The 22644-nt window shown below is 63.5% G+C and carries 17 protein-coding genes; 9 read left to right on the top strand and 8 right to left on the bottom strand.

Annotation, left to right across the window (positions count from 1 at the left end; translation table 11 throughout):
• On the top strand, positions 1-388 hold a 388-nt coding region (locus BN1136_RS03560; protein WP_043808063.1), incomplete at its 5' end, for a glutathione S-transferase family protein.
• Between the two features lie 130 nt (positions 389-518).
• On the opposite strand, the gene asnB is transcribed toward BN1136_RS03560, so the two are convergent.
• The 3 genes from asnB to BN1136_RS03575 all read right to left on the bottom strand — a co-directional run bounded on the left by asnB (position 519) and on the right by BN1136_RS03575 (position 3646).
• Complete coding sequence (gene asnB / locus BN1136_RS03565; RefSeq protein ID WP_043759785.1) at positions 519-2183, bottom strand: asparagine synthase B; 1665 nt, start codon at positions 2181-2183, stop codon at positions 519-521.
• Between the two features lie 204 nt (positions 2184-2387).
• Positions 2388-2756 (bottom strand): cupin domain-containing protein, encoded by a 369-nt coding sequence (locus BN1136_RS03570; RefSeq protein WP_043759787.1) that lies wholly within the window; start codon positions 2754-2756, stop codon positions 2388-2390.
• 140 nt (positions 2757-2896) lie between these two features.
• Entirely contained in the window at positions 2897-3646 is a 750-nt protein-coding gene (locus BN1136_RS03575; protein WP_043759790.1) for an HAD-IIA family hydrolase, read from the bottom strand.
• A 201-nt stretch (positions 3647-3847) separates the two neighbouring features.
• Between BN1136_RS03575 and BN1136_RS03580 the strand changes: the two genes are divergently transcribed.
• Entirely contained in the window at positions 3848-4867 is a 1020-nt protein-coding gene (locus tag BN1136_RS03580; protein WP_043759792.1) for an adenosine deaminase, read from the top strand.
• A 96-nt stretch (positions 4868-4963) separates the two neighbouring features.
• Here BN1136_RS03580 and BN1136_RS03585 read toward each other — a convergent pair whose 3' ends face one another.
• The 3 genes from BN1136_RS03585 to BN1136_RS03595 form a co-directional block, all read right to left on the bottom strand.
• The gene (locus BN1136_RS03585; protein ID WP_043759794.1) at positions 4964-6073 is read right to left on the bottom strand and encodes an alkene reductase; all 1110 of its coding nucleotides are present in this window, start codon (positions 6071-6073) and stop codon (positions 4964-4966) included.
• A gap of 170 nt (positions 6074-6243) precedes the next feature.
• Entirely contained in the window at positions 6244-7785 is a 1542-nt protein-coding gene (locus BN1136_RS03590; RefSeq protein ID WP_043808065.1) for a TerC family protein, read from the bottom strand.
• 349 nt (positions 7786-8134) lie between these two features.
• Complete coding sequence (locus BN1136_RS03595) at positions 8135-9061, bottom strand: cation diffusion facilitator family transporter (RefSeq protein WP_043759797.1); 927 nt, start codon at positions 9059-9061, stop codon at positions 8135-8137.
• 169 nt (positions 9062-9230) lie between these two features.
• Between BN1136_RS03595 and ydiJ the strand changes: the two genes are divergently transcribed.
• The 6 genes from ydiJ (at position 9231) to BN1136_RS03625 (ending at position 18146) form a co-directional block, all read left to right on the top strand.
• Positions 9231-12287 carry a D-2-hydroxyglutarate dehydrogenase YdiJ gene (gene ydiJ, locus BN1136_RS03600; protein ID WP_043759800.1) on the top strand — a complete coding sequence of 1019 codons (3057 nt, stop codon included), beginning with the start codon at positions 9231-9233 and terminating at the stop codon, positions 12285-12287.
• A complete protein-coding gene (locus tag BN1136_RS03605) occupies positions 12287-12775 on the top strand; it encodes a hypothetical protein (RefSeq protein ID WP_043759803.1) in 489 nt (162 codons plus the stop codon). Before ydiJ ends, BN1136_RS03605 begins: the two co-directional genes overlap by 1 nt.
• Positions 12776-12901: 126 nt before the next feature.
• Positions 12902-13363 (top strand): hotdog fold thioesterase, encoded by a 462-nt coding sequence (locus BN1136_RS03610; RefSeq protein ID WP_043759805.1) that lies wholly within the window; start codon positions 12902-12904, stop codon positions 13361-13363.
• Positions 13364-13543: 180 nt separating this feature from the next.
• A complete protein-coding gene (locus BN1136_RS03615) occupies positions 13544-15436 on the top strand; it encodes a DEAD/DEAH box helicase (RefSeq protein ID WP_043759808.1) in 1893 nt (630 codons plus the stop codon).
• Between the two features lie 309 nt (positions 15437-15745).
• Entirely contained in the window at positions 15746-16228 is a 483-nt protein-coding gene (locus BN1136_RS03620) for a putative pterin-binding protein (RefSeq protein WP_043759810.1), read from the top strand.
• A gap of 1 nt (position 16229) precedes the next feature.
• Positions 16230-18146 (top strand): putative bifunctional diguanylate cyclase/phosphodiesterase, encoded by a 1917-nt coding sequence (locus BN1136_RS03625; protein ID WP_043759812.1) that lies wholly within the window; start codon positions 16230-16232, stop codon positions 18144-18146.
• A gap of 96 nt (positions 18147-18242) precedes the next feature.
• On the opposite strand, the gene BN1136_RS03630 is transcribed toward BN1136_RS03625, so the two are convergent.
• Positions 18243-19565, bottom strand: a complete 1323-nt coding sequence (locus BN1136_RS03630) for a Na+/H+ antiporter family protein (protein WP_043759814.1) — start codon at positions 19563-19565, stop codon at positions 18243-18245.
• Positions 19566-19830: 265 nt separating this feature from the next.
• Entirely contained in the window at positions 19831-20490 is a 660-nt protein-coding gene (gene rnt / locus BN1136_RS03635) for a ribonuclease T (protein ID WP_043759816.1), read from the bottom strand.
• Positions 20491-20635: 145 nt separating this feature from the next.
• On the opposite strand from rnt, the gene BN1136_RS03640 reads away from it, so the two are divergent.
• Positions 20636-22609 carry a methyl-accepting chemotaxis protein gene (locus tag BN1136_RS03640; RefSeq protein ID WP_043759818.1) on the top strand — a complete coding sequence of 658 codons (1974 nt, stop codon included), beginning with the start codon at positions 20636-20638 and terminating at the stop codon, positions 22607-22609.
• Positions 22610-22644 lie beyond the last annotated feature (35 nt).

A 22644-nucleotide genomic window follows, 5' to 3' on the forward strand; every position in this document is an offset into this window, starting at 1 on the left:
GTCCGCCCCCCTGGAGCGGGCCCGGGTGCGCCAGATCGTCAACATGATCGCCTGCGACATTCACCCCCTCAACAACCTGCGGGTGCTGAACTACCTGGGGGAGCACTTCAGGGCGGGCAAGGAGCAGGAAGCGGCCTGGTATCGCCACTGGATTGACGAGACCTTCAGCGCCCTGGAGCAGTTGCTGATGACCACCGCCGGCATCTATTGCGTCGGCAACGAGGTGACCCTGGCGGACTGCATGCTGGTGCCCCAGGTCTACAACGCCCGCCGCTTCGACATGACCCTGGACGACTACCCCACCATCAATCGCATCGTCGCCAACTGTGAACAGCTGCAGGCCTTTATCAAGGCCGCCCCCGCCAATCAGCCGGATGCGCAGGTCTGATGCCAGGGCATCCGTTTCGGTAGGCGCACAGTGCCGTGCTCGACAGATCGGGCGATAGCCGTGACGAATGGCTGACATGAAAAAGCCCCTCTCAGGAGGGGCTTTCTGCTATCCGGGGCTGTGCCTTGGCTCAGTAACCCTGCTGGTGGACGTCCATCACGGCGCGACCGGACGGGTCGGCCATCTCCTTGAACTTGGCATCCCACTCCAGCGCGGTGGGGGTGGAGCAGGCGACCGACTTGCCGTAGGGCACGGTGCGGGCGGCGGACTCCAGCGGGAAGTGCTCGTCGAAGATGGCACGGTAGTAGTACGCCTCCTTGGTGAGCGGGGTGTTGATGGGGAAGCGGAACGCCGCCGCCTCGAACATCTGATCCGTCACTTCCTGCTCGACCATGGCTTTCAGGCTGTCGATCCACGAATAACCTACGCCGTCGGAGAACTGCTCCTTCTGGCGCCACGCCACCTCGTGGGGCAGCAGATCCTCGAAGGCTTCCCGCAGGATGTGCTTCTCGATCTTGCCCTTGCCGCACATCTTGTCGGCGGGGTTCAGGCGCATCGCCACGTCCATGAACTCCTTGTCGAGGAAGGGCACGCGACCCTCCACGCCCCAGGCGGCCATGGACTTGTTGGCCCGCAGGCAGTCATAGAGGTGCAGGGCAGACAGCTTGCGCACCGTCTCCTCGTGGAACTCTTTAGCGTTCGGCGCCTTGTGGAAGTAGAGGTAGCCGCCAAACAGCTCGTCGGAGCCTTCGCCCGAGAGCACCATCTTGATGCCCATCGCCTTGATGTAGCGCGCCATCAGGTACATGGGGGTGGAAGCGCGGATGGTGGTGACGTCATAGGTCTCGAGGTGATAGATGACGTCCCGCAGGGCATCCAGCCCCTCCTGCACCGTGAAGTGGATCTGGTGGTGGATGGTACCCAGATGATCGGCCACCTTGCGGGCTGCGGCGAGATCCGGGGAGCCTTCCAGACCCACGGCGAAGGAGTGCAGCTGGGGCCACCAGGCTTCGCTCTTGCCATCGTCTTCCACCCGGCGGGCGGCGTAGAGCTTGGTGATGGCGGAGATGACGGACGAATCCAGACCGCCGGAGAGCAGCACGCCGTAGGGCACGTCACACATCAGCTGGCGCTTGACTGCCGCTTCCAGAGCGGCCTTGAGCTCGGCTCTGTCGCTCTGGTTGTGCTCGACCGCACCGTATTCCATCCAGTCGCGCTTGTACCACTGTTTGAGCTCGCCATCCTTGCTCCACAGGTAGTGTCCCGGCGGGAAGGTTTCGACGCTCTTGCACACCGGCACCAGGGCCTTCATCTCGGAGGCGACATAGAAGTTGCCGTGCTCGTCGCGGCCGGTGTAGAGGGGGATGATCCCCATGTGGTCGCGACCGATGAGGTAGGCGTCCTGCTCGGCATCGTAGAGGATGAAGGCGAAGATGCCGTTCAGATCGTCCAGGAAGGCGGGGCCCTTCTCCTTGTAGAGGGCGAGCAGCACCTCGCAGTCGGAGTGGGTCTGGAAGCGGAAGTCGACCTTGAGGTTCTTCTCCAGCTCCTTGTGGTTGTAGATCTCGCCGTTGACGGCCAGCACGTGGGTGCGCTCGGGGTTGTACAGGGGCTGGGCGCCGTTGCCCGGGTCGACGATGGCCAGGCGCTCGTGCACCAGGATGGCCTTGTCGGAGCTGTAGACGCCGGACCAGTCAGGCCCGCGGTGACGCAGTCGCTTGGACATCTCCAGGGCCGATTTGCGCAAGGTGGCGGAGTCGGTCTTGATGTCCAGAATGCCGAAAATAGAACACATTGGCGGTAATCCTCTTGATTTTTATATGAGCCCCCCACGTTTGGGCTCGAAATTCCATTTACATTCCTCGCCAATCACAATGCCTAGCGGAAAACCCTTTTGCAAGCGGGAAAACCGCAGAAAATCATGCCGTAAGCGTCAAGCTGCGCCAGGGGATGGCGACCGTCCGGCCGCCGGGGAAGGGGAGTGAGGTTGACGTGCGCGTCAGGTCGCGGCGGGTTCGAAGATCACGTAGAGCTTGCGGCAGGGGACCAGGGTCTCCCACTCGCCGACAAAACCGGCGGGAATGACGAACTGATCCCCGGGTTTCAGGTGCAGCTGGCCGCCCTGGCCGTCGTGGATGCAGGCCTCGCCCTCCAGCATCTGGCAGTATTCGTGCTCGGTGTAGTGCACGGCCCAGCGGCCCGCCTCGCAGGACCAGAAGCCCACGTGAAACTGCTGGCTGGGGTCGGAGTAGTGATTCCAGGCGGTCTGAGATGGGTTGCCCGCCCTGATGCGATCCCTTGCCGGCATCAGCGGGGTGGGGGAGACGGCGTGCTTGTCCAGCAGGATCCAGTCGTTCAGGCTCTTCATGGTGCGTCCTTGCGGTGGCGGGGAGCATCCTGCTCCCGTTTAGTTTGTTTAACAATGTTGCGCTTACGTTAAACGATGACGGCCCCCTTGCCAAGGGGGCCGTGCTGGTGGGTTGCCGTCCGGGCGAGGTGGCGAGGGGATCAGACGATGTCGATGTCGACCACGGAGTCGAAGATGTGGTTCGGCCTAAACGGCATGCGGTCGATGTCCGCCACCTTGCTCACCCCAGAGAGCACCAGTACCGTCTCGAGACCGGCCTGGAAGCCCGCCAGGATGTCGGTGCGCAGGTTGTCGCCGATGATGATGGTGTTGTCGGAGTGGGCCTCCATCCGGTTGAGCGCCGCGCGGATGATCCAGGCGCTCGGCTTGCCCACGTAGAACGGCTTCTTGCCGGTCATTCGCTCGATGGGGGCGCACAGGGCGCCGCAGGCCGGGTACATCAGGGGGCCGTGGGTATCCGGGTTGGTGGCGATGAAGCGGGCACCCTGATCCACAAACTTGGCGCCCAGCTGCATCATGCTCCAGTTGTAGTTGCGGGTCTCGCCCACCACCACGAAGTCGGGGTCGATGTCGGTGATGGTGAAACCGGCCTTGTAGAGCTCGTGGGTCAGGGCCCCTTCACCGATCACATAGGCCTTCTTGCCATCCTGACGCTTGAGAAAATCGGCGGTCCCCATGGCGGAGGTGTAGAAGCACTCCTCGGGCACCTCGATGCCGGCGGAGCGGAAGCGGTTTTGCAGATCTTTCTGGGTCTGGGCCGGGTAGTTGGTGAGAAACAGCAGCTTGCTGCCCTGCTCCAGCAGGCGGTGGACGAAGCGATCGGCACCGGGCACCAGATCGTTGTTGTGCAGGATGACGCCGTCGATGTCGCAGATGACGCTTTTCTTCATGAATACTCCTTGTCGGGCACAGGCGCGGGGGCGAAGGCTCCCACCTTTTAATGTCTTCAATCGGTTATGGTTTTTGTGTCGCCATTATAAGGCGCTTTGATGACAAGTCTCCCTTGGTGCGACAGATGGGTGCACAATGAAAGGGAAGGAGGGCGTCGCCCTGGCCACGCTCGAAGCGGATCTGACGATGGAGCCGTCACCATGGATACCTTTATTGCCGATTTGCCCAAGCTGGAACTGCACCTGCACATCGAGGGCACCCTGGAGCCCGAGCTGATGTTCGCCCTTGCCCGGCGCAATGGCGTGGCGCTGCCCTGGCCCGACGTGGCGAGCCTGCGCACCGCTTATGAGTTCGACAGCCTGCAATCCTTTCTCGACCTCTACTATCAGGGGGCCAGCGTGCTGGTCACCGAGCAGGACTTCTTCGATCTCACCTGGGCCTACCTCGAGCGCTGCGTGGCGGATCACGTGGTCCACGTGGAAATTTTCTTCGATCCCCAGACCCACACCGCCCGCGGCATCCCCTTCGAGACGGTGCTCGGCGGCATAGAGCGGGCGCTGAAGGATGGCGAAGAGGCCTTCGGCATCAGCTGGCGGCTCATCATGAGTTTCCTGCGCCATCTGAGCGAAGAGGAGGCGTTCGCCACCCTGGCGCAGGCCGAGCCGCACCTCGCGCGTCTGCACGGGATTGGTCTGGATTCGAGCGAGCTGGGCAATCCCCCCGGCAAGTTTGCCCGGGTGTTTGCCCGATGCCGCGAGCTGGGGCTGCCGGCGGTGGCCCATGCGGGGGAGGAGGGGCCGGCGGACTACATCTGGCAGAGCATCCAGGAGCTGCAGATCCGGCGCATCGATCACGGGGTGCGCTGCAGCGACGAGCCCGAGCTGGTGCGCTACCTGGCGGATACCCGGCTGCCGCTCACCGTCTGTCCGCTCTCCAACGTGCGCCTCAGGGTGTTCGACGAGATGGCGCATCACAATGTGCTGCACCTGCTGGAGCAGGGGCTCTGCGTCACCATCAACTCCGACGACCCCGCCTATTTCGGCGGCTACATGGGGGCGAACTTCCAGGCCCTGGCCGACGGGCTTGGCGCCAGCCGAGAGCAGCTCTGCCGCCTGTGCCTCAATGCGGTGGAGGCCAGCTGGCTCGATCTGGCCGACAAGGTGCGTCTGACCCGGGAGATCCGCGGCTATGCCGCGACCCACGGGGTGATCCTGCACTGATGGCCCGCGTCAGCCTGCCGCCCGCGCAATACGCACAATAAAAGAGAGGCCCGCCAGAAATGGCGGGCCTCTCTCGTCTCAGGGGGGGGCCGAGGATCAGGCCCCTTCGGCCTCATAGACGGGGTAGTCGATCAGCCCCTTCTCGCCGCCGCCAAACAGGGTGGCGGGATCGTGGGGGGCGAACGGGTAGCCGTGACGCAGGCGGTTCGGCAGATCCGGGTTCGCCACGAAGGGGCGGCCGAAGCCTATCATGTCCGCCCAGCCCGCCTCGATGGCGGCACGCGCCCGCTCACCGTCGTACTTGCCCGCATAGATGAGGGTGTTGGGGAAGGCATCCCTCAGCCCCTGCTTGAAGCTCTCTGCCATCAGGGGGGCGTCGTCCCAGTCCGCCTCGGCAACGTGCAGGTAGGTGACATTGAGGCGGCCCAGCAGGCGGGCGGCGGCCAGATAGGTCTCCTGCGGATTGGCGTCGACGGTGCCGTTCAAGGTGGTGAGCGGTGCGAGGCGCACCCCAACCCGATCGGCGCCGATCTCGTTGCAGACCGCCTCGGTCACCTCTTTCAGGAAGCGCAGCCGGTTCTCAAGGGATCCGCCGTAGCCGTCGGTGCGGGCGTTGGATTCGGAGTCGAGGAACTGGTTGATGAGGTAGCCGTTGGCGGCGTGCAGCTCGATGCCGTCGAAGCCCGCCTCCATGGCGTTGCGGGCCGCCTGGCGAAACTGCCCCACCACGGCGTCGATGTCAGCCTGGGTCATGGCGCGGGGGGTGACCGTCTCGACAAACCCGGGGGCATCGCTGCCGTTGTCGACAAACACCTTCACCCCTTTGGCCTGAATGGCGGAGGAGGAGATGGGCTGGGCGCCGCCGATGTTGTCCGGGTGGGTGACTCGGCCCACGTGCCAGAGCTGGGCGAACATGGTGCCGCCTTTGGCGTGCACGGCGTCCGTGACCCGTTTCCAGCCGGCCACCTGTTCGGCGCTGTGGATCCCCGGCGTCCAGGCATAGCCCTTGCCCATGGGGTCGACTTGGGTGCCCTCGCTGATGATGAGGCCGGCGTCGGCACGCTGGGCGTAATAGGTCGCCATCATGGCGTTGGCCACATCGCCGGGCTGACTGGCGCGGGAGCGGGTCATGGGGGGCATGACGATGCGGTTGTTGAGGTGCAACTGGCCGAGGCGAAGGGGGCAGAACAGGGGATCGTGGTTCATGGTGAACTCCTCGTGTTGGAATGGAGGAGACTCTAGCGGTGATGACCATTGCGAAAAAGAGGGGAGATTGCAGAAGAGAATTGCCGTTTTCACAGCAATAGCCCTGATCCCGTGGCGGACACCATGAGAAAGAGGGCCCGGGGGCCCTCTTGTCATATGGCGACTCTGGCTCAGGCGTCGACAGGGGTCACGCGAACTCGCTCGATGCGGCGCTCGCTCACCCCCATGACCTCGAAGCGGAACTGGCCGAGGTGCAGCTGCTGACCGGCCTCGGGCAGGCTGCCGAAGTGGGAGAGCAGCATGCCCGCCAGCGTCACGTACTCGTCGCTCTCGCTCACCAGGCCGTCGCAGTTCAGGGCCTGCTCGACCTGGTGGATGTTGGTGCTGCCGTTGATAAGCCAGCCTGCGCCGTCGATGACCACGTCCGGGGCCTCGTCCTCGTCCGGCAGCTCGCCCACGATAGCCTCCAGCAGGTCGTGGGTGGTGACCAGCCCCTGGATGACGCCGAACTCGTCCGCCACCAGGATGAGGCTGCCGCGCGCCTGGCGCAGCTCCGCCAGCAGGCGGATCACGTTGATGGTCTGCGGCACGATTATGGGGTCGTTCTGTCTGGCCAGCTCGGCCAGGGATTGCCCCTCGTTGAGGGCAAACAGCAGATCCCTGGCCTTCACCACCCCGATGATCTCGTCCAGCTCCCCGTCGCAGACCGGGAACAGGCTGTGAGGGGCCCGCTGCAGCAGGGTGCGGATCTCCTCGGCGCTGTCATTCACGTCGATCCACTCCATCTCGGCCCTGGGGGTCATGATGGTGCGGATGGAGCGCTCGGCCAGGGAGAGCACGCCGCTCACCATGTAGCGTTCTTCCTCACCGAAGCCGGGGGGCAGGGGGGCATCCTGCTCCTCTTCTTCGTCTTCTTGCGGGTGTGCGGAGCGCTTGTTGCCCCCCATCAACTTGAAGATGGCAGCCGTGGTGCGCTCGCGCAGGGGCTGGCGGGCCTCATGGCGCAGGGCACTGCGCTGGGCCAGCTGGTTGAAGAACTCGATGAGCACCGAGAAGCCGATGGCCGCATAGAGGTAGCCCTTCGGAATGTGGAAGCCGAAGCCCTCCGCCACCAGACTGAAGCCGATCATCAGCAGGAAGCTCAGGCAGAGCACCACCACAGTGGGGTGGGCGTTGACGAAGCGGGTCAGGGGCTTGGAGGCGAGCACCATCACCACCATGGCGATGGTCACGGCGGCCATCATGACGCCGAGGTGATCCACCATGCCGACGGCGGTGATGATGGAGTCCAGGGAGAAGACCGCATCCAGCACCAGGATCTGGGCGATCACCACCCCGAAACCGGCATAGACACCGGTCGCCCCCTGCTCCTCCGGTTTGGCCTCGAGCCGTTCGTGCAGCTCGGAGGTCGCCTTGAACAGCAGGAAGAGACCGCCTCCCATCAGGATGAGATCCCGACCGGAGAAGGGGTGATCCCAGACATGCAGAATGGGGGTCGTCAGGGTGACCAGCCAGGACATGACGCTGAGCAGCCCCAGGCGCATCAGCAGGGCCAGGGAGAGGCCGATGATGCGCGCCTTGTCCCGCTGGGCGGGGGGCAGTTTTTTCACCAGGATGGCGATGAAGACCAGGTTGTCTATCCCGAGTACGATTTCCAGGATGATCAGGGTGAGCAGACCGACCCAGATAGAGGGGTCCAGCAAGAATTCCATGTAATAAACCTCAGTTAAAACAGATGCGGCGAATATGGGTCACGGCAAGGGGACCGTGGAGAGCTGGGCATCTCGTCAGAGGCGTTGGTTGAGCAGGTACAGATAGGCTTTGATGGGGAAAGACGAAGGGCTACTTCGGGGATTGTCCATGATGGGCAATAAAACCTCGGGTCAAAAGTGAGCCCTGATGATAACGGCTCGCAGCCATTTGGCAATAGGTCTGTGATGGCCCTGTGACAAGGGGGTTGCCAGGGGGGATGGACGGGCTGGCGGCGTGCGCATCAGCCGCATCAAGGGATTTTCACGCGGGGCCTGTCGGCCCCGCGTGCGATCGGGTCGTCGGCCGGGATCAGAGCCAGCGTTTCTCCCGGGTGAAGCAGACCGACAGCCAGGCATCCCCCAGGGTGTCGCCGAGGCGGGACCAGAGCTCCTGGCGCAGGGCATCCTGGCGCTCGACGGGCCACTCCTGGCCCGGGGCCACCAGGATGTTGAGTTCGAGATCGAAGCGGCGACCGCTCTTTGCCAGGTGGCTGTAGCACTCGACCCCATGGCGCTGGCGCAGGGCCTCGACTTCGCGGGCGACCAGGCGGGAGACGTCCCCCTTGGGGGCGATTTTCAGCACCTCCCGCAGGTTGCGACCCAGCACCTTGATGGGAATGAGGGTGGCGCACAGGGCCAGGAGAGAGACCAGCACGGGATCGATGTAGCGGTTGTAGTGGCCGTAGCCCAGGGTATCGAGGCCGATGGCGACCACGAAGCCGGCGAGCAGGGTGGCGCTCAGCAGGGTATCGACCAGCCACTCCTTGGAGTCCACCCGCACCAGCTCGGAGTCGACTCGTTCGGCCACGTCGGCCTCGATGAGGTAGAGGACACCGCAGAAGAAGGTGGAGACGGCGGCGTAGATGAGGGCATGGCCGAGGTCTATCTCCCGTCCACCGGCCAGCAGGGAGGTGATGCCGCCATAGAGGGCACCGAGACAGAGCAGCAGAATGATGGCGCCGTTGATGACGTTGGCGATAGGTTCGAAGTGGGCATAGCCGTACTGGAAGCGGGCGTCTGAGGGGCGGGTGACCAGGTAGGCGGTGATGAGACCCAGGCCCGTCATGCCCATGCTGAACAGGGTGAAGATGCCGTCGAGCATGATGGCGTTGGAGCCGACGAAGAGGCCATAACCGATGCCGAAGATGGCAAAGGTGATGCAACCAAACAGCGACAGGGTCAGCGCCTGTTTTTCGGTGCGGATAAGCGTACTGATAACATGGCTGTAATGAGCCATAAAAGTCCTCCTTTCAAATGGTGAAGATTGCGCGCGCAAGCGGTTTTCTAGCTGATATACTGCCCGCTCACATGTGAGCGGACTGGTTCGGGAGCCCGCGAAGAGGCTGGCCCGAATGGTCGTTGTCGCCGGAACTCCGGCATCAAGCAAAGGAAGGGAACAAGGATTCATGATCCCGAGACTCGATTACCAGGACAGTTTGTCACCTACAACCCTGCAGTTTCTTGAGTTGCTGGCGCGCTCAGCATTTCGTGGTGATATCGAAAAGTCTTATGCAAGCCGGTTGGCGATGGCGACGGATAACAGCGTCTATCAGGTGGTACCTCAGGCGGTGCTCTATCCGCGCAGCGCGGATGACATAGCGGTGATGCTCAAGCTGGCCCAGGGGCACGAATACGCGGCCTTGAGTTTCTTCCCTCGCGGCGGCGGTACCGGCACCAATGGTCAGTCCTTGGGCGGCGGCATTATCGTCGATCTCTCCCGCCATATGAACCAGATCCTGGAAATTAATCTGGACGAGGGCTGGGTACGGGCCCAGGCCGGGGTGGTGAAGGATCAGCTCAACGCCTATCTCAAACCCCATGGCTACTTCTTCTCACCGGATCTCTCCACCTCCAACCGCGCCACCCTGGGGGGCATGGTCAACACCGATGCCTCCGGGCAGGGGTCCCTGGTGTACGGCAAGACCTCGGATCACGTGCTGGGTCTGAAAGCCGTGCTGGAGAACGGCGACATCATGGCCACCGAGCCGGTCAACGGTTCGCGGCTCCAGGACAAGCTGGCCCTCGAGAGTCGCGAGGGAGAGATCTATCGCACCCTCTATCGCATCGGCAAGGAGCGGCGCGCCGACATCGAGGCGACCTTCCCCAAGCTGAACCGCTTCTTGACCGGGTACGATCTCAAGCACCTCTATATCCCCGAGAGCGACACCCTGGATGTGAGCCGGGTACTGTGCGGATCTGAAGGCTCTTTGGGCTTTATCACCGAGGCGAAGCTCAACATCACCCCCATCCCGCGTTACCGGACGCTCGTCAACGTCAAATACGACAGCTTCCCCTCGGCGCTGCGCAACGCCCCCTTCATGGTGCAGGCTCACGCCCTGTCGGTGGAGACCGTGGACTCCCGCGTGCTGGGGCTGGCCCGGGCCGACATCATCTGGCACTCGGTGAAGGATCTCATCCAGGACGTGCCGGGCAAGGATCTGCAGGGGCTCAACATCGTCGAGTTTGCGGACACCGACGAGGCCGACCACCAGGCCAAGGTCGCCGAGCTGTGCCGGCGTATCGACGGATTGCTGACGAAGGGAGAGGCCGGGGTCATCGGCTATCAGGTGTGCGACCACCTGCCGAGCATCGAGACCATCTACGGCATGCGCAAGAAGTCGGTGGGGCTGCTCGGCAACGCCGAGGGGCGCAAGAAACCGGTGGCCTTTACCGAAGACACCGCGGTGCCGCCGGAATCCTTGGCCGATTTCATCATGGAGTTTCGTGCCCTGCTGGATGGCCACGGCCTCGACTATGGCATGTTCGGCCACGTGGATGCAGGGGTGCTGCACGTGCGCCCGGCGCTGGACCTGTGCGACCCCGAGCAGGAGGTGCTGCTGCGGCGCATCTCGGATCAGGTGGTGGCGCTCACCGCGAAATACGGCGGCCTGATGTGGGGGGAGCACGGCAAGGGATTCCGCTCCGAATACAGCCCCGCCTTCTTCGGCGAACTCTGGGAGGAGCTGCAACGGGTCAAAGGCGCCTTTGACCCCGCCAACCGCGTCAACCCGGGCAAGATCTGCATGCCCTATGGCAGCGGCGCCGAGCTGGTCTCGGTGGACGGGCCCAAGCGCGGCAAGTTCGACAGGCAGATCCCGGTAGCGGTGCGAGAAAGCTATACCCGGGCGCTCGATTGCAACGGCAACGGCCTGTGCTTCACCTTCGAGACCGACTCCCCCATGTGCCCCTCGGTCAAGATAAGCAAGGACCGGCGTCACTCCCCCAAGGGACGGGCAGGGCTGATGCGCGAATGGCTGCGCCAGCTGGCGGAGCAGGGCTTCGATCCCCTCGCCGAAGAGGTAGCGCTGCAAAGCGGCGGTCTGCGCGTCAAGCAGATTGTCGACAAGTTCCGCAATACGGTGGCCCGCGCTCGCGGCCAGTATGACTTCTCCCACGAGGTGATGGAGGCGATGGAGGGGTGTCTTGCATGCAAGGCGTGCACCAGCCAGTGCCCCATCAAGGTGGATGTGCCCACCTTCCGCGCCCGATTTATGCAGCTCTATCACAGCCGCTACCTGCGCAGCCCCAAGGATTACTTCGTCGGCACCGTGGAAAGCTATACCCCCCTGCTCGCCAAGGTGCCCAAGCTGGTCAACTTCTTCCTGGAGAAGGAGTGGGCCCAGAAGGCGGCCGAGAAGAGCATCGGCATGGTGGACGTGCCGCTGCTCTCCGTGCCGACCCTGACCGATGAGCTGCGGGACAACCGGGCCCGCTACTTCGACCTGCCGGGCCTCGAGGCCATGAGCCCCGAGCAGCGTAAAAAAGTGGTGCTCATCGTGCAGGATCCCTTCACCAGCTACTACGATGCCCCCGTGGTGCGCGACCTGGTGAAGCTCGCCGGCAAGCTCGGGCTGCAGCCCTATCTGCTGCCGTTCAAGCCCAACGGCAAGCCCCAGCACGTGAAGGGATTCCTGCGCGCCTTCGCCCGCACCGCAGCGAGCAGCGCCCAGTTCCTCAACAAGGTGGCGGCGCTGGGCATTCCCATGGTGGGGGTGGATCCCTCCCTGGTGCTCTGCTATCGGGATGAGTATGCCAAGGCCCTGGGCCCGGCCCGCGGCAACTTCCAGGTGCTGCTGCCCCAGGAGTGGCTGCTCTCCCTGCCGGCCGAGGCGCTGCCGGTGCGGGAAGCGGCGGGCACCGAACCCTGGTATCTGTTTGCCCACTGCACCGAGAAGACCGCCAAGCCGTCGACCCACGGCGACTGGAGCACCCTGTTCAGCCGCTTTGGCGCCAGGTTGCAGCCGGTGTCTGTTGGCTGCTGCGGCATGGCGGGCACCTATGGTCATGACGCCAGGCAGGTGGAGAACTCCAGAGGGATCTATGGCCTCAGCTGGGCCGAGCCCCTGGCGCGCCTGCCGAAGGATCGCTGCCTCGCCACCGGTTATTCGTGCCGCAGCCAGGTCAAGCGGATGGAGGGGGAGAAGCTCAGGCACCCGCTGCAGGCCTTGCTGGAACTGGTCTGATGCTCAGCTTCCCCAAGGGATTCCGGGTGCCAAAGGCGTATCGGCACCCGCATTTCCTGCTGCTGCCTGCCACGCCCTCCCAGGCGGTGCTGGAGTTCGTCGCCATCCTGCGTGAGCGGGAGCAGCTCCACCAGCTGTTTCGGCCGAACGACCCCTGGCCCTCGGCCGACTTCAGCCTGAGCCAGCACGAGGCGGATCTGGAGTGGCAGGAGTCAGAGTTTCTGGCCAAGCGCTCTTTTGCCTATGGCCTCTGGAGTCCGGAGCGGGAGCCGCAGTTTTGGGGCGGTGTCTACCTTTACCCCTCCGTGTTGCCAGAGGTGCAGGTGGAGCTCTTTTTCTGGAAGGTGGCCGAGGCACCGCTCACCGATGGCGAGCTTGAGGCCGAGTTGCGCGCCTGGCTTGGCAAGGTTTGGCGCTGGCCCGAGCCGCGTCTGCCGGGGCGGGAGATGCCCTGGGTCGAGTGGCCCGGGGTGACCTACCCTTGGTGAGCTCCAGCCCGGATACCGGATGCCCCACGCGGGGCATCTTTTTTTTCCGGCCTTTTTCGCCGACACTGCACGTTCGCCGACAAAGCTTGACGATAACCCGTTGATCACACAAGGAGTCCGCTCGCTATGAGTCAAGAGAACGCCCCCATCTGGCGCAAGCCCATGAGCCTTGAGGGGCTCAACGCCAGCTCCCGCAACACCCTGATGGCTCACCTCGACATCGTCTACACCGATTTTGGCCCCGACTGGCTGGAGGCCACCATGCCGGTGGATCACCGCACCCATCAGCCGCTCGGCATGTTGCACGGCGGGGCGTCCGTGGTGCTGGCAGAGACGCTCGGGTCTCTGGCCGCCAATATGGCAGTGGGGGAGGATAGCTATTGCGTGGGGCTGGAGGTCAATGCCAACCACCTGCGGGCCAAGCGGGAAGGGGTGGTGACGGGGCGCTGCTCGCCACTGCATCTGGGGGCGACGACCCAGGTGTGGCAGATAGAAATTCGCGATGAACGTGGTCGTTTATTGTGCTCCAGCCGGCTCACCATGGCGGTGCTCAAACACAAGCGGGAACGGGACTCCGGCGCAGTCTGATCGGCAATAACGCACCATGAGTGAAAAATAAGCAAGCCATACTCGTCAGATCCCTCTATAATTGCCAACGTCTTGAGAGGCTTATCACATTTTTCAAGACAGCAGAACAAAGTGGCGCTATAATCGCCGCCTTTTTGCTATTCCGCGGTGTTAGCCGCCTGCCTTAATCTGGAAGAATCTATGTCTGATACCGAACAACTGCCCCTTTTTAGTGAGCTTGGACTGGCCGCGCCCGTACTGAAAGCGCTGCAGGACGTGGGCTATGAGCGCCCGTCCCCCATCCAGGCCGCAGCAATTCCCCACCTGATGGCGGGCCACGATCTGCTGGGGCAGGCACAAACCGGTACAGGGAAGACCGCTGCTTTTGCCTTGCCTCTGTTGTCTCGTCTGGAAGCTGGTAACCGCAACACCCAGATCCTGGTGCTGGCGCCGACCCGCGAACTGGCCCTGCAGGTGGCTGAAGCGTGCCAACGCTATGCCCACCACATGCCTGATTTCCACGTGCTGCCCATCTACGGCGGCGCCTCCTACGAAACCCAGACCCGCGCCCTGCGTCGCGGTGCTCAGGTTGTCGTGGGTACTCCGGGCCGTGTGATGGACCTGATCCGTCGCAAGAACCTGGACCTCTCCGGTCTGAAAGCCCTGGTGCTGGACGAAGCGGACGAAATGCTGCGCATGGGCTTTATCGACGACGTTGACTGGATCATGGATCAGTGCCCGTCTGGCCGTCAGGTTGCCCTGTTCTCTGCCACCATGCCGGAGCAGATCCGTCGCGTGGCCCAGAAGCACCTGAAGCAGCCCAAAGAGATCAAGATCGCTTCCAAGACTGCCACCGCCACCACCATCCGCCAGCGCTACTGGCAGGTGACCGGTCTGCACAAGCTGGACGCCATGACCCGTCTGCTGGAAGTGGAATCCTACGAAGCCCTGCTGGTGTTCGTACGCACCAAGAACGCCGCCGAAGAGCTGGCTGGCAAGCTGGCTGCCCGCGGCCACGCCTGTGAAGCCCTGCACGGTGACATCCCGCAGAAGCTGCGTGAGCGCACCGTCGACAAGCTGCGTCAGGGCCAGCTGGATATCCTGATCGCCACCGACGTGGTCGCCCGTGGTCTGGACGTCGAGCGCATCACCCACGTGGTGAACTACGACATTCCCTACGACACCGAGTCCTACGTTCACCGTATCGGCCGTACCGGCCGTGCCGGTCGCAAGGGCGAGGCCATCCTGTTCGTGGCGCCGCGCGAGCGCCGCATGCTGCGCGCCATCGAGCACGCGACCCGTCAGGCCATCGAGCCGATGAAGATGCCGAGCACCGAGGACATCAACCAGCACCGTCTGGCCAAGTTCAAGGAGCGCATCCGCGAAACCATGATGGGCGAAGAGCTCGAGATCTACCACAACCTGGTGAACGAGCTGATCGAAGAGGATTCTGCCGATCCGCTGGAGCTGGCTGCTGCGCTGGCCAAGCTGGTACAGGGCGACCAGCCGCTGCTGCTGGATGACTCCATCCCGGATCCGCTGCTCAATGCCGGCAACGATCGCGGTGGCTTCGAGCGTCGTGAGTTCAACGACCGCGGTGGTCGTGACTTCGGTGACCGTGGCGATCGTCCGGCCCGTCGCATGCCCTCCCTGGAGCCGCGTCCGCTCAAGGACAACCCGGACGTGGAGATGGAGCGCTACCGCGTAGACGTGGGTGCCCATCACGGCGTCAAGCCGGGCCAGATCGTCGGCGCCATTGCCAACGAGGCGAACATCGAGAGCCGCTTCATCGGCAACATCGACATCGCAGACGACTTCTCCACCGTGGACCTGCCCAAAGGCATCAGCCCCGAGGTGCTTGAGGTGATCAAGAAGGCTCGTGTCTGCCAGCGCCCGCTGCAGATCAGCCGCTACACCGAAGTGCCGGCCGGTGGCAACACCAGCAGCCGTCCGCCGCGCGGTGATCGTCCGTTCCGCAGCGACCGTCCTTTCAACAAGGATCGCCGTCCCCAGGGCGACCGTCCTTTCAACAAGGATCGTCGTGAAGGCGGCTTCAACAAGGATCGCAAGTTCAGCAAGCGTCGCGACAGCTAAGCCCGCATCGCACTGACAAGAGGCCGCTCATGGAGCGGCCTTTTTTGTGCCCGTCATTCGGCCAAGCCCTGCGGCCCGGTTATGTCGCGAAGGGGCGGGGGTCTCTAGCGTTGCCGATAAGGGGGCCGACATTGTGTAATCCGGAGCTGGCTAATCGGGTGCTGGCAAGACAACGCGGCCTGCAGCGGCGCCCATGAGGAGTGGCGACTGAGTGCGACTTTGGTCTGAAGGGAAACACCGGCATTTGCATATGGGTCGATTGAGTGCGATGAATACAGTCACCAGAATGCTATGACAAGGAGGGTCAGCATGGGGAAATGGCTTGGCGGGGTGCTGGTGTTGTCTGGGTGTCTCGTGTCGGGGATGGTGTCGGCTGAGGAGTCCTTCCTCCGTATAAAGGGGAATGGCTGCTGCGGTGGCAAGGGGGAGGCGGTGCTGACCCGGGCCGAATTCGAGGCGCTGCCCCAGACGGAGGTGAAGACGGGGACGCCCTGGACCGAGGGGGTGCATATCTATCGCGGGGTGCTGCTGCGGGATCTGCTCGGTGCCTACGGCCTGAAGAGTCAGGAGATCAAGGCCCTGGCCATCAATGACTACTGGGCTGTGCTGCCGAAGGCGGATGGGGACAAGTATGCGGTGCTGCTGGCCGAGAAGCAGGACGGCAAGCCATTGACCCTGCGCAACAAGGGTCCGCTCTGGATCGTCTATCCCCTCTCGGATCATCCCGAACTTGACAAGGAGCTCTATCACAACCGGATGGTGTGGCAATTGGCCGCCATCGAGAGCCAGTAAGATGCTGCGCGGCAAGTTTCTGACCCTTCTTCTCATGGTGACCAGCTTTCTGGGGGTCGCCATCTGGTCGGTCTGGAACTATGACCGCGCCTTCAATGCGGTGGCACGCTACACCCAGCTCTCCGCCTGGTCGTTGGCCCAACTGGAGCTTGAAGTCCACGCCTTCGATGAGGCGCTGAAGTTGTATCGGGCTCGCGCCGTCAGCCGGGAGGAGATGAACAAGCGCTTTGACATCGCCTGGAACCGGCTCGATGTCTTCTTGCATGGGGAGGAGGCAAAGTCGGTTCGGGCACGCTTCGATGCGGACAAGGCGGTCGGCGGAATACTGGTCCTCTTCGAGTCGTACGAACAGGAGGTGGTGAGCGGGGAGCCGGACTCTCCCGGGCTCAAGGCGTTGACGGCGGCACTGGATGAAGACATGCAGGCGGTGCGGGACGTGATGGTGAAGAACTTCACCGGGCCCTCCGCCATCGCGCAGCAGGAGTTGATCAACGAGTCGCGGGCCCAGAACTTCTTTATCCTGGGGTTCCTGATGCTGGCGACCATGGTGATGTTGCTGCTGCTGTTTCGCGAGATGCGCCATCAGCACTTTCTGGCGTGGAATGATTCCCTGACCCGATTGCCAAACAGGGCTGCGCTCATCAAGCACCTCCAAGAGCGAACCAGGCATCGGAAGTCACGAAGTACCATCACCGTCTGTCTCATCGATCTCGGCCACTTCAGGGAGGTCAACGACAGCCTTGGCTACGAGGTGGGGGACAGCCTGCTCAGGGGGCTCGCAGCCCGGATCCGGCGCGCGTCTGGCCCGGGGATCTTCGTCGCCCGTACCGGCAGCGACGAGTTCGCACTCATTATATCCGGGGCCATGCCCGCCTTTCTCCGTTTCCCGTTTCTGGAGCAGCTGCGCAGCGATTTGGCCGAGCTGGTGTTTGCGGCGGATCCTGCCCATCGGGTTCGGGTCTTCATGGGGATCAGCCAATACGTGCGGCCGAACCACACACCGGAGGAGATGTTGCTGTTTGCCGATATTGCCCTCGACAGCGCCAAGCGCAAGCGACTGCATCGCAACGTGGTCTTCTCCAGCAGCATGTTCCGGCTCCACCAGCGCAAGCGCCAGCTCTCGGCCGAGTTGCGCGACCTGATCCAGTCTCCGGACTGCCCGCAGCTTCGTCTCGACTATCAGCCCATCGTGCGCAGCCAGAGCGTGGTGCGGCTTGGCGCCGAGGCGCTGATCCGCTGGCAGCACCCGGAATACGGCGCGATACCTCCCCTCGATATAGTCGCGCTGGCGGAAGAGAACGGCCTGGGGGAGGCGCTGGGGGAGTGGATCATCCGGCGGCTGCAGCAGGATCTTGCCGGCTTCCCGGCGGCCCTGCTCGAGCCGCTGGAGATCTCCATCAATCTCTCTGGCTCCATGTTCAACATGGGGCTGGCGACGGCGCTGGCAGCGCAGATGGAGGAGGGCCCCCTGGGCCTGGACCAGCTGATTGTGGAATTGACCGAAACCATTGCCCTGGACGATATTGCCCTGAGCAAGCAGATCATCCACGCCCTGCGCCAGACCGGTGTGCGGGTGGCCCTCGACGATTTCGGCACCGGCTGGTCCTCCTTCTCCTACCTGCGCGAACTCTCTTTCGACAAGCTCAAGATCGACCGCTCCTTCATCACCGCCATCGACAAGGATCCCCGTCAGGCGCTGTTCGTCGAGACCATCACCACGTTGTCGCACCAGCTGGGGGTGCAGGTGGTGGCAGAGGGGGTGGAGACCTGGGAAGAGCTCAGGGCGGTGCTTGAGATCGGGGTGGACGAGATCCAGGGGTACTTCTACTCGAAGCCCTTGCCGCTGCCGGAGTTCCTGCTGTTCTGCTGCCGTCATGCGGCCCGAGACACGGCCATGAAAGCGGTGGCGCTGGGTTAGCCCGTCGACCCGTCCCCACCTCCTGACGCGCCACCAGAGACAGAAAAGGCGACCCCAGGGGGTCGCCTTTTGTCTGCCTGTTTGTCCTGAATGGGCTCAGAGCACCATGGCGGCGATCCAGCCGAAGATCACCAGCGGGATGTTGTAGTGGATAAAGGTGGGGACCACGCTGTCCCAGATGTGGTCGTGCTGGCCATCGGCGTTGAGGCCCGACGTGGGGCCCAGGGTCGAGTCGGAGGCGGGGGAGCCCGCATCTCCGAGCGCGCCGGCGGTGCCCACCAGGGCGATGGTCGCCATGGGCGAGAAGCCGAGGTGGATGCACAGGGGCACGTAGATGGTGGCGATGATGGGCACGGTGGAGAAGGAGGAGCCTATGCCCATGGTGATGAGCAGCCCCACCAGCAGCATCAGGAAGGCGGCCAGCCCCTTGTGACCGGCCATCATGCCGGAGACGGACTGCACCAGGCTCTCGACACCGTGGGTCTCCTTCATCACGGCGGCGAAGCCGGCGGCGGAGATCATGATGAAGCCGATGAGGGACATCATGCGCACCCCCTGGGTAAAGGCGTCCTGACTCTCGCGGAACTTGATGACGCCGCCACAGGTGAAGATGACGAAACCCGCCAGCGCCCCGAGGACGATGCTGTTGGTCATCAGCTGCAGGCCCAGCGCCACGGCGATGGCCAGCAGGGCGACCCAGATGTGGTTCAGGTTGAGATCCACCGTCTCGGGCTCGGCGGCCAGGATCTTCTGCAGGTCATACTGGCGCGGCTTGCGGTAGGTGAAGAAGACGGCGATGAGCAGGCCGACGAACATGCCCAGCACCGGAATGGCCATCGCCAGCGGCAGCTGGCTGTATTCCACCGGCACGCCGTTGTCGACGAGGTTCTTGGCCAGGATGTTGTTCAGGAAGATGCCGCCAAAACCCACCGGCAGCAGCATATAGGTCGCGGTCAGGCCGAAGGTGATGACGCAGGCCACCTGGCGGCGATCGATCTGCATCTGGGCCATGACGTGCAGGAGCGGCGGGATCAGGATGGGAATGAAGGCGATGTGTACCGGGATCAGGTTCTGGGAAGAGATGGAGACCGCGAGCACGGAGGCGAGCAGCAGGCTCTTGACCCAGAGGATGCGGGCGCTGCTGGCATCCTTGCCGAGCTGGCTTATCACCTTGCGAGCCAGCAAGTCGGTGATGCCGGAGCGGGAGATGGCCACCGCGAAGGCGCCCAACATGGCGTAGGAGAGGGCGATCTCGGCGCCGCCACCCAGACCACCGGTGAAGGTGCTGAGGGTCTGCTCGAGGGAGAGTCCGCCGAGCAGACCACCCACAATCGCACCGATGGCGAGGGAGACCACCACATTGATCCGCAGCAGGCTGAGCACCAGCATCAGCGCCACTGCGATAACAACAGGATTCATTTGATTTCCTTATAGTTTGTGTTGCTGTCTGTCGTGTGAAAGGCAGTTAGTTTGCGAAAAACGTGACAAATGTCGAGAAAAAAATCGGCCATAGCCGTGATTCGGCAGCATCTTGTCGTTGAGTATGGATCTGGGCTTGAATCTCGTCCCTCTTTGGCTCCCATGCCAGGCAGAAGGGCATTCAGTCTGACCTGATGGGCGGCCTGGCTACCCCGGAAACAGACAGGCTGCCATGGGGCAGCCTGTTGCAGGAGTGCTCAGGCACTCACTGTTCGGCCTCGCCGGCGGCTTCCTCCGGGTTGGCGGGCGGCCAGCCTCCCAGGCTCTTCCAGCGATTGACGATATGACAGAACAGCTCGGTGGTGCGTTCGGTGTCGTAGAGGGCGGAGTGCGCCTCTTTGTTGTCAAAGGGGATGCTGGCGCTCTGGCATGCCTTGGCGAGGACCGTCTGCCCCAGGGCCAGGCCCGAGAGGGCCGCGGTGTCGAAGGTGGCGAAGGGGTGGAAGGGATTGCGCTTGAGGCCGGCCCGCTCGGCGGCGGCCATGACGAAGCCGTGATCGAAGGTGGCGTTGTGAGCAACGATGATGGCACGGCCACAATCCTGCTCTTTCATGCCCTTGCGCACTCCCTTGAAGATCTCGGTGAGTGCCTCCTTCTCCTCCACGGCGCCGCGCAGGGGATTGAAGGGGTCGATGCCGGTGAACTCCAGCGCCGCCTTCTCCAGATTGGCGCCCTCAAAGGGGGTCACGTGAAAATGGAAGATCTGGTCGGGCACGAGCCAGCCCTGTTCATCCATCTTGAGGGTATGGGCTGCGATTTCCAGCAGGGCATCTGTCTTGGCATTGAATCCGGCGGTTTCAACATCGATGACGACGGGGTAAAAGCCACGAAAGCGGCCCTTGAGGGTGTGAACGGCGTCGGTCATGGTATCTCGGTCGGCGTGAAAGGAGGCGGCATTATGGCAAAAAAGCAGGCCCTTGTCCCTCACCTGCCGATATGAGGATGGTATCTGGTTCTATTTGAAGCACTTGCGCCTATAATTGGCGACTTCAACCATGGAGGGAGAGGCGATGAAAAAGCTGGGATTGGCACACAAGATGCTGCTGGTAGTCTGTCTGCCACTGCTGGCCCTGTTGTTCTTTTCCGGTCGGTACGTCTATGAACGCTACCAGGTCGAACAGGAGATGAGCGAGGCGCTGGCCGCGCTGGCCGTGGTGAAGGAAGCGGCACAGCTGGCCCATGAGCTGCAAAAGGAGCGTGGCATGTCGGCCGGTTTCCTGGGCTCCGGCGGCAACAAGTTCCGCGATGCCCTGCCGACCCAGCGCAAGGTGGTCGACACCCTGCTGCAACGCTTCCAGCAGGATCCGGCCCTGCTGGCCCTGACCGAGGTGCAGCAGGGGCTGGCCGGGCTGACTGCCATGCGTGAGCGGGTCAGCGCCCTGGGGGTCGAGGTGGCGGATCAGGTCGGCTTCTATACCCGCCTGGTGACCCGGTTGCTGGCCGTGGTGGATCAGATCAGTGTCGATAGCCACGACGCCACCATAGCGCTGCAGACCAATGCCTATGCCGCCTTCTTGCAGAGCAAGGAGCGCATGGGGCTGGAGCGGGCAACCCTGAGCAACGTGTTCGGGCGCGACAGCTTCACGCCGGCACTGTTGCAGCAGTTCATCTCTCTCCTGTCCGCCCAAAACACCTACCTCGAGCGTTTCCAGGCGGTGGCGAGCCCCTCCCAGCGTCAGTTGCTGAGCGACAGCCTGGCTTCCCCGGTGGTGGCCAGGGTGGCACAGATGGAGAAGCTGGCCCTGGAGAAGGCGACCAGCGGCGGATTCGGGATCGATGCGGAGGCCTGGTTTGCCCTGAGCACCGACAAGATAGGCCTGCTCAAGGAGATAGAAGACAGCCTCTATCGGCAGCTGCTCGAGCGGGTCGAGCAGATGCGGGCCAGGAGCGCGAGCGCCTTCTGGTGGGGGGCGCTCGGCGTGCTTCTGTGCATTGCCCTGACCACCTTCGTCAGCTGGCGGGTGGTGCGGGATCTGCACCTGGGTTTCATGGCCCTGCACCAGACCTTCAAGAAGCTGGTGCAGGAGAACGACCTGACCGTGCGGGTGAACTGGCGCTCGGGGGACGAGCTGGGGGCGCTGGCACAGGACTTGAACCGCTTCCTCGCCCATCTGGAGAGTCTGTTGCTGGCGGTGCGCCGCTCCTGCGACGTGCTGATGCACAGCGCCGCCACCTCCGCCAGCGTCATTGCCGAGGTGAATGCCGGCGTGGCCAAGGGATTCGGGCAGGTGGATCTGGTGGCGACCGCCGCCACCGAGATGGCCTCGACGGTGGCCGAGATTGCCCGCAACGCCACCCAGACCTCCCAGGCGACCCAGCAGGCCATCGGCCGGGCCCGGCAGGGTGACAAGGAGGTGGATCAGACCATAGACGCCATCCAGCAGGTGGCGGGCACCCTGGCCGACACCCGGCAGCTGGTGGACAGCCTGCATCGGGACACGGAGTCGGTGGGGGAGGCCTTGAGCCTCATCAAGCAGATTTCCGACAGGACCAATCTGCTGGCCCTCAATGCGGCCATCGAGGCGGCCCGCGCCGGGGAGTCCGGGCGCGGCTTTGCGGTGGTGGCCGAAGAGGTGAGGGCGCTCGCCGGGCGCACCCAGCAGGCGGCGGACGAGATAGAGCAGATGCTGGGTCGCCTGCGCCAGGGGGCCGATCAGGCGGTCACGGCCATGCATATGGGCACGGAGCAGGCAGGCCTCAGCGTGACGGAGGCCAAGCGGGCGGGGAATGAGTTGACCGACATCGTCAACGAGGTGCGCAAGGTGAGCGACATGACCGCCCAGGTGGCCACCGCGACCGAGGAGCAGCGCTACGTGACGGACGATATCCAGCACAACGTGTTGACCATCCGCGAAGTGTACGAGGCGCATCGCCAGCATTCTGAAACCCTGCAGCAGCACAGTGCCGAGCTGGACCAACTGGCCAGGGAGCTGGCGGGGCGTCTCGCCAGCTTCAAACTGATGGCGCATTCTTCCCCCCACTGAGCGTTTTGCCCTAAAGCTTGCCCCGCCACGGCCGA

The organism is Aeromonas taiwanensis (assembly GCF_000820165.1).
Lineage (GTDB): Bacteria > Pseudomonadota > Gammaproteobacteria > Enterobacterales > Aeromonadaceae > Aeromonas > Aeromonas taiwanensis.

Bases quoted from the DNA above. Each gene is read 5' to 3' on its own strand.
- BN1136_RS03570 (WP_043759787.1), bottom strand. From the start codon at position 2,756: ATGAAGAGCCTGAACGACTGGATCCTGCTGGACAAGCACGCCGTCTCC.
- BN1136_RS03615 (WP_043759808.1), top strand. From the start codon at position 13,544: ATGTCTGATACCGAACAACTGCCCCTTTTTAGTGAGCTTGGACTGGCC.
- BN1136_RS03585 (WP_043759794.1), bottom strand. From the start codon at position 6,073: ATGAACCACGATCCCCTGTTCTGCCCCCTTCGCCTCGGCCAGTTGCAC.
- BN1136_RS03605 (WP_043759803.1), top strand. From the start codon at position 12,287: ATGCTCAGCTTCCCCAAGGGATTCCGGGTGCCAAAGGCGTATCGGCAC.
- BN1136_RS03580 (WP_043759792.1), top strand. From the start codon at position 3,848: ATGGATACCTTTATTGCCGATTTGCCCAAGCTGGAACTGCACCTGCAC.
- BN1136_RS03625 (WP_043759812.1), top strand. From the start codon at position 16,230: ATGCTGCGCGGCAAGTTTCTGACCCTTCTTCTCATGGTGACCAGCTTT.
- BN1136_RS03640 (WP_043759818.1), top strand. From the start codon at position 20,636: ATGAAAAAGCTGGGATTGGCACACAAGATGCTGCTGGTAGTCTGTCTG.
- asnB (WP_043759785.1), bottom strand. From the start codon at position 2,183: ATGTGTTCTATTTTCGGCATTCTGGACATCAAGACCGACTCCGCCACC.
- ydiJ (WP_043759800.1), top strand. From the start codon at position 9,231: ATGATCCCGAGACTCGATTACCAGGACAGTTTGTCACCTACAACCCTG.
- rnt (WP_043759816.1), bottom strand. From the start codon at position 20,490: ATGACCGACGCCGTTCACACCCTCAAGGGCCGCTTTCGTGGCTTTTAC.
- BN1136_RS03630 (WP_043759814.1), bottom strand. From the start codon at position 19,565: ATGAATCCTGTTGTTATCGCAGTGGCGCTGATGCTGGTGCTCAGCCTG.
- BN1136_RS03590 (WP_043808065.1), bottom strand. From the start codon at position 7,785: ATGGAATTCTTGCTGGACCCCTCTATCTGGGTCGGTCTGCTCACCCTG.
- BN1136_RS03595 (WP_043759797.1), bottom strand. From the start codon at position 9,061: ATGGCTCATTACAGCCATGTTATCAGTACGCTTATCCGCACCGAAAAA.
- BN1136_RS03620 (WP_043759810.1), top strand. From the start codon at position 15,746: ATGGGGAAATGGCTTGGCGGGGTGCTGGTGTTGTCTGGGTGTCTCGTG.
- BN1136_RS03610 (WP_043759805.1), top strand. From the start codon at position 12,902: ATGAGTCAAGAGAACGCCCCCATCTGGCGCAAGCCCATGAGCCTTGAG.
- BN1136_RS03575 (WP_043759790.1), bottom strand. From the start codon at position 3,646: ATGAAGAAAAGCGTCATCTGCGACATCGACGGCGTCATCCTGCACAAC.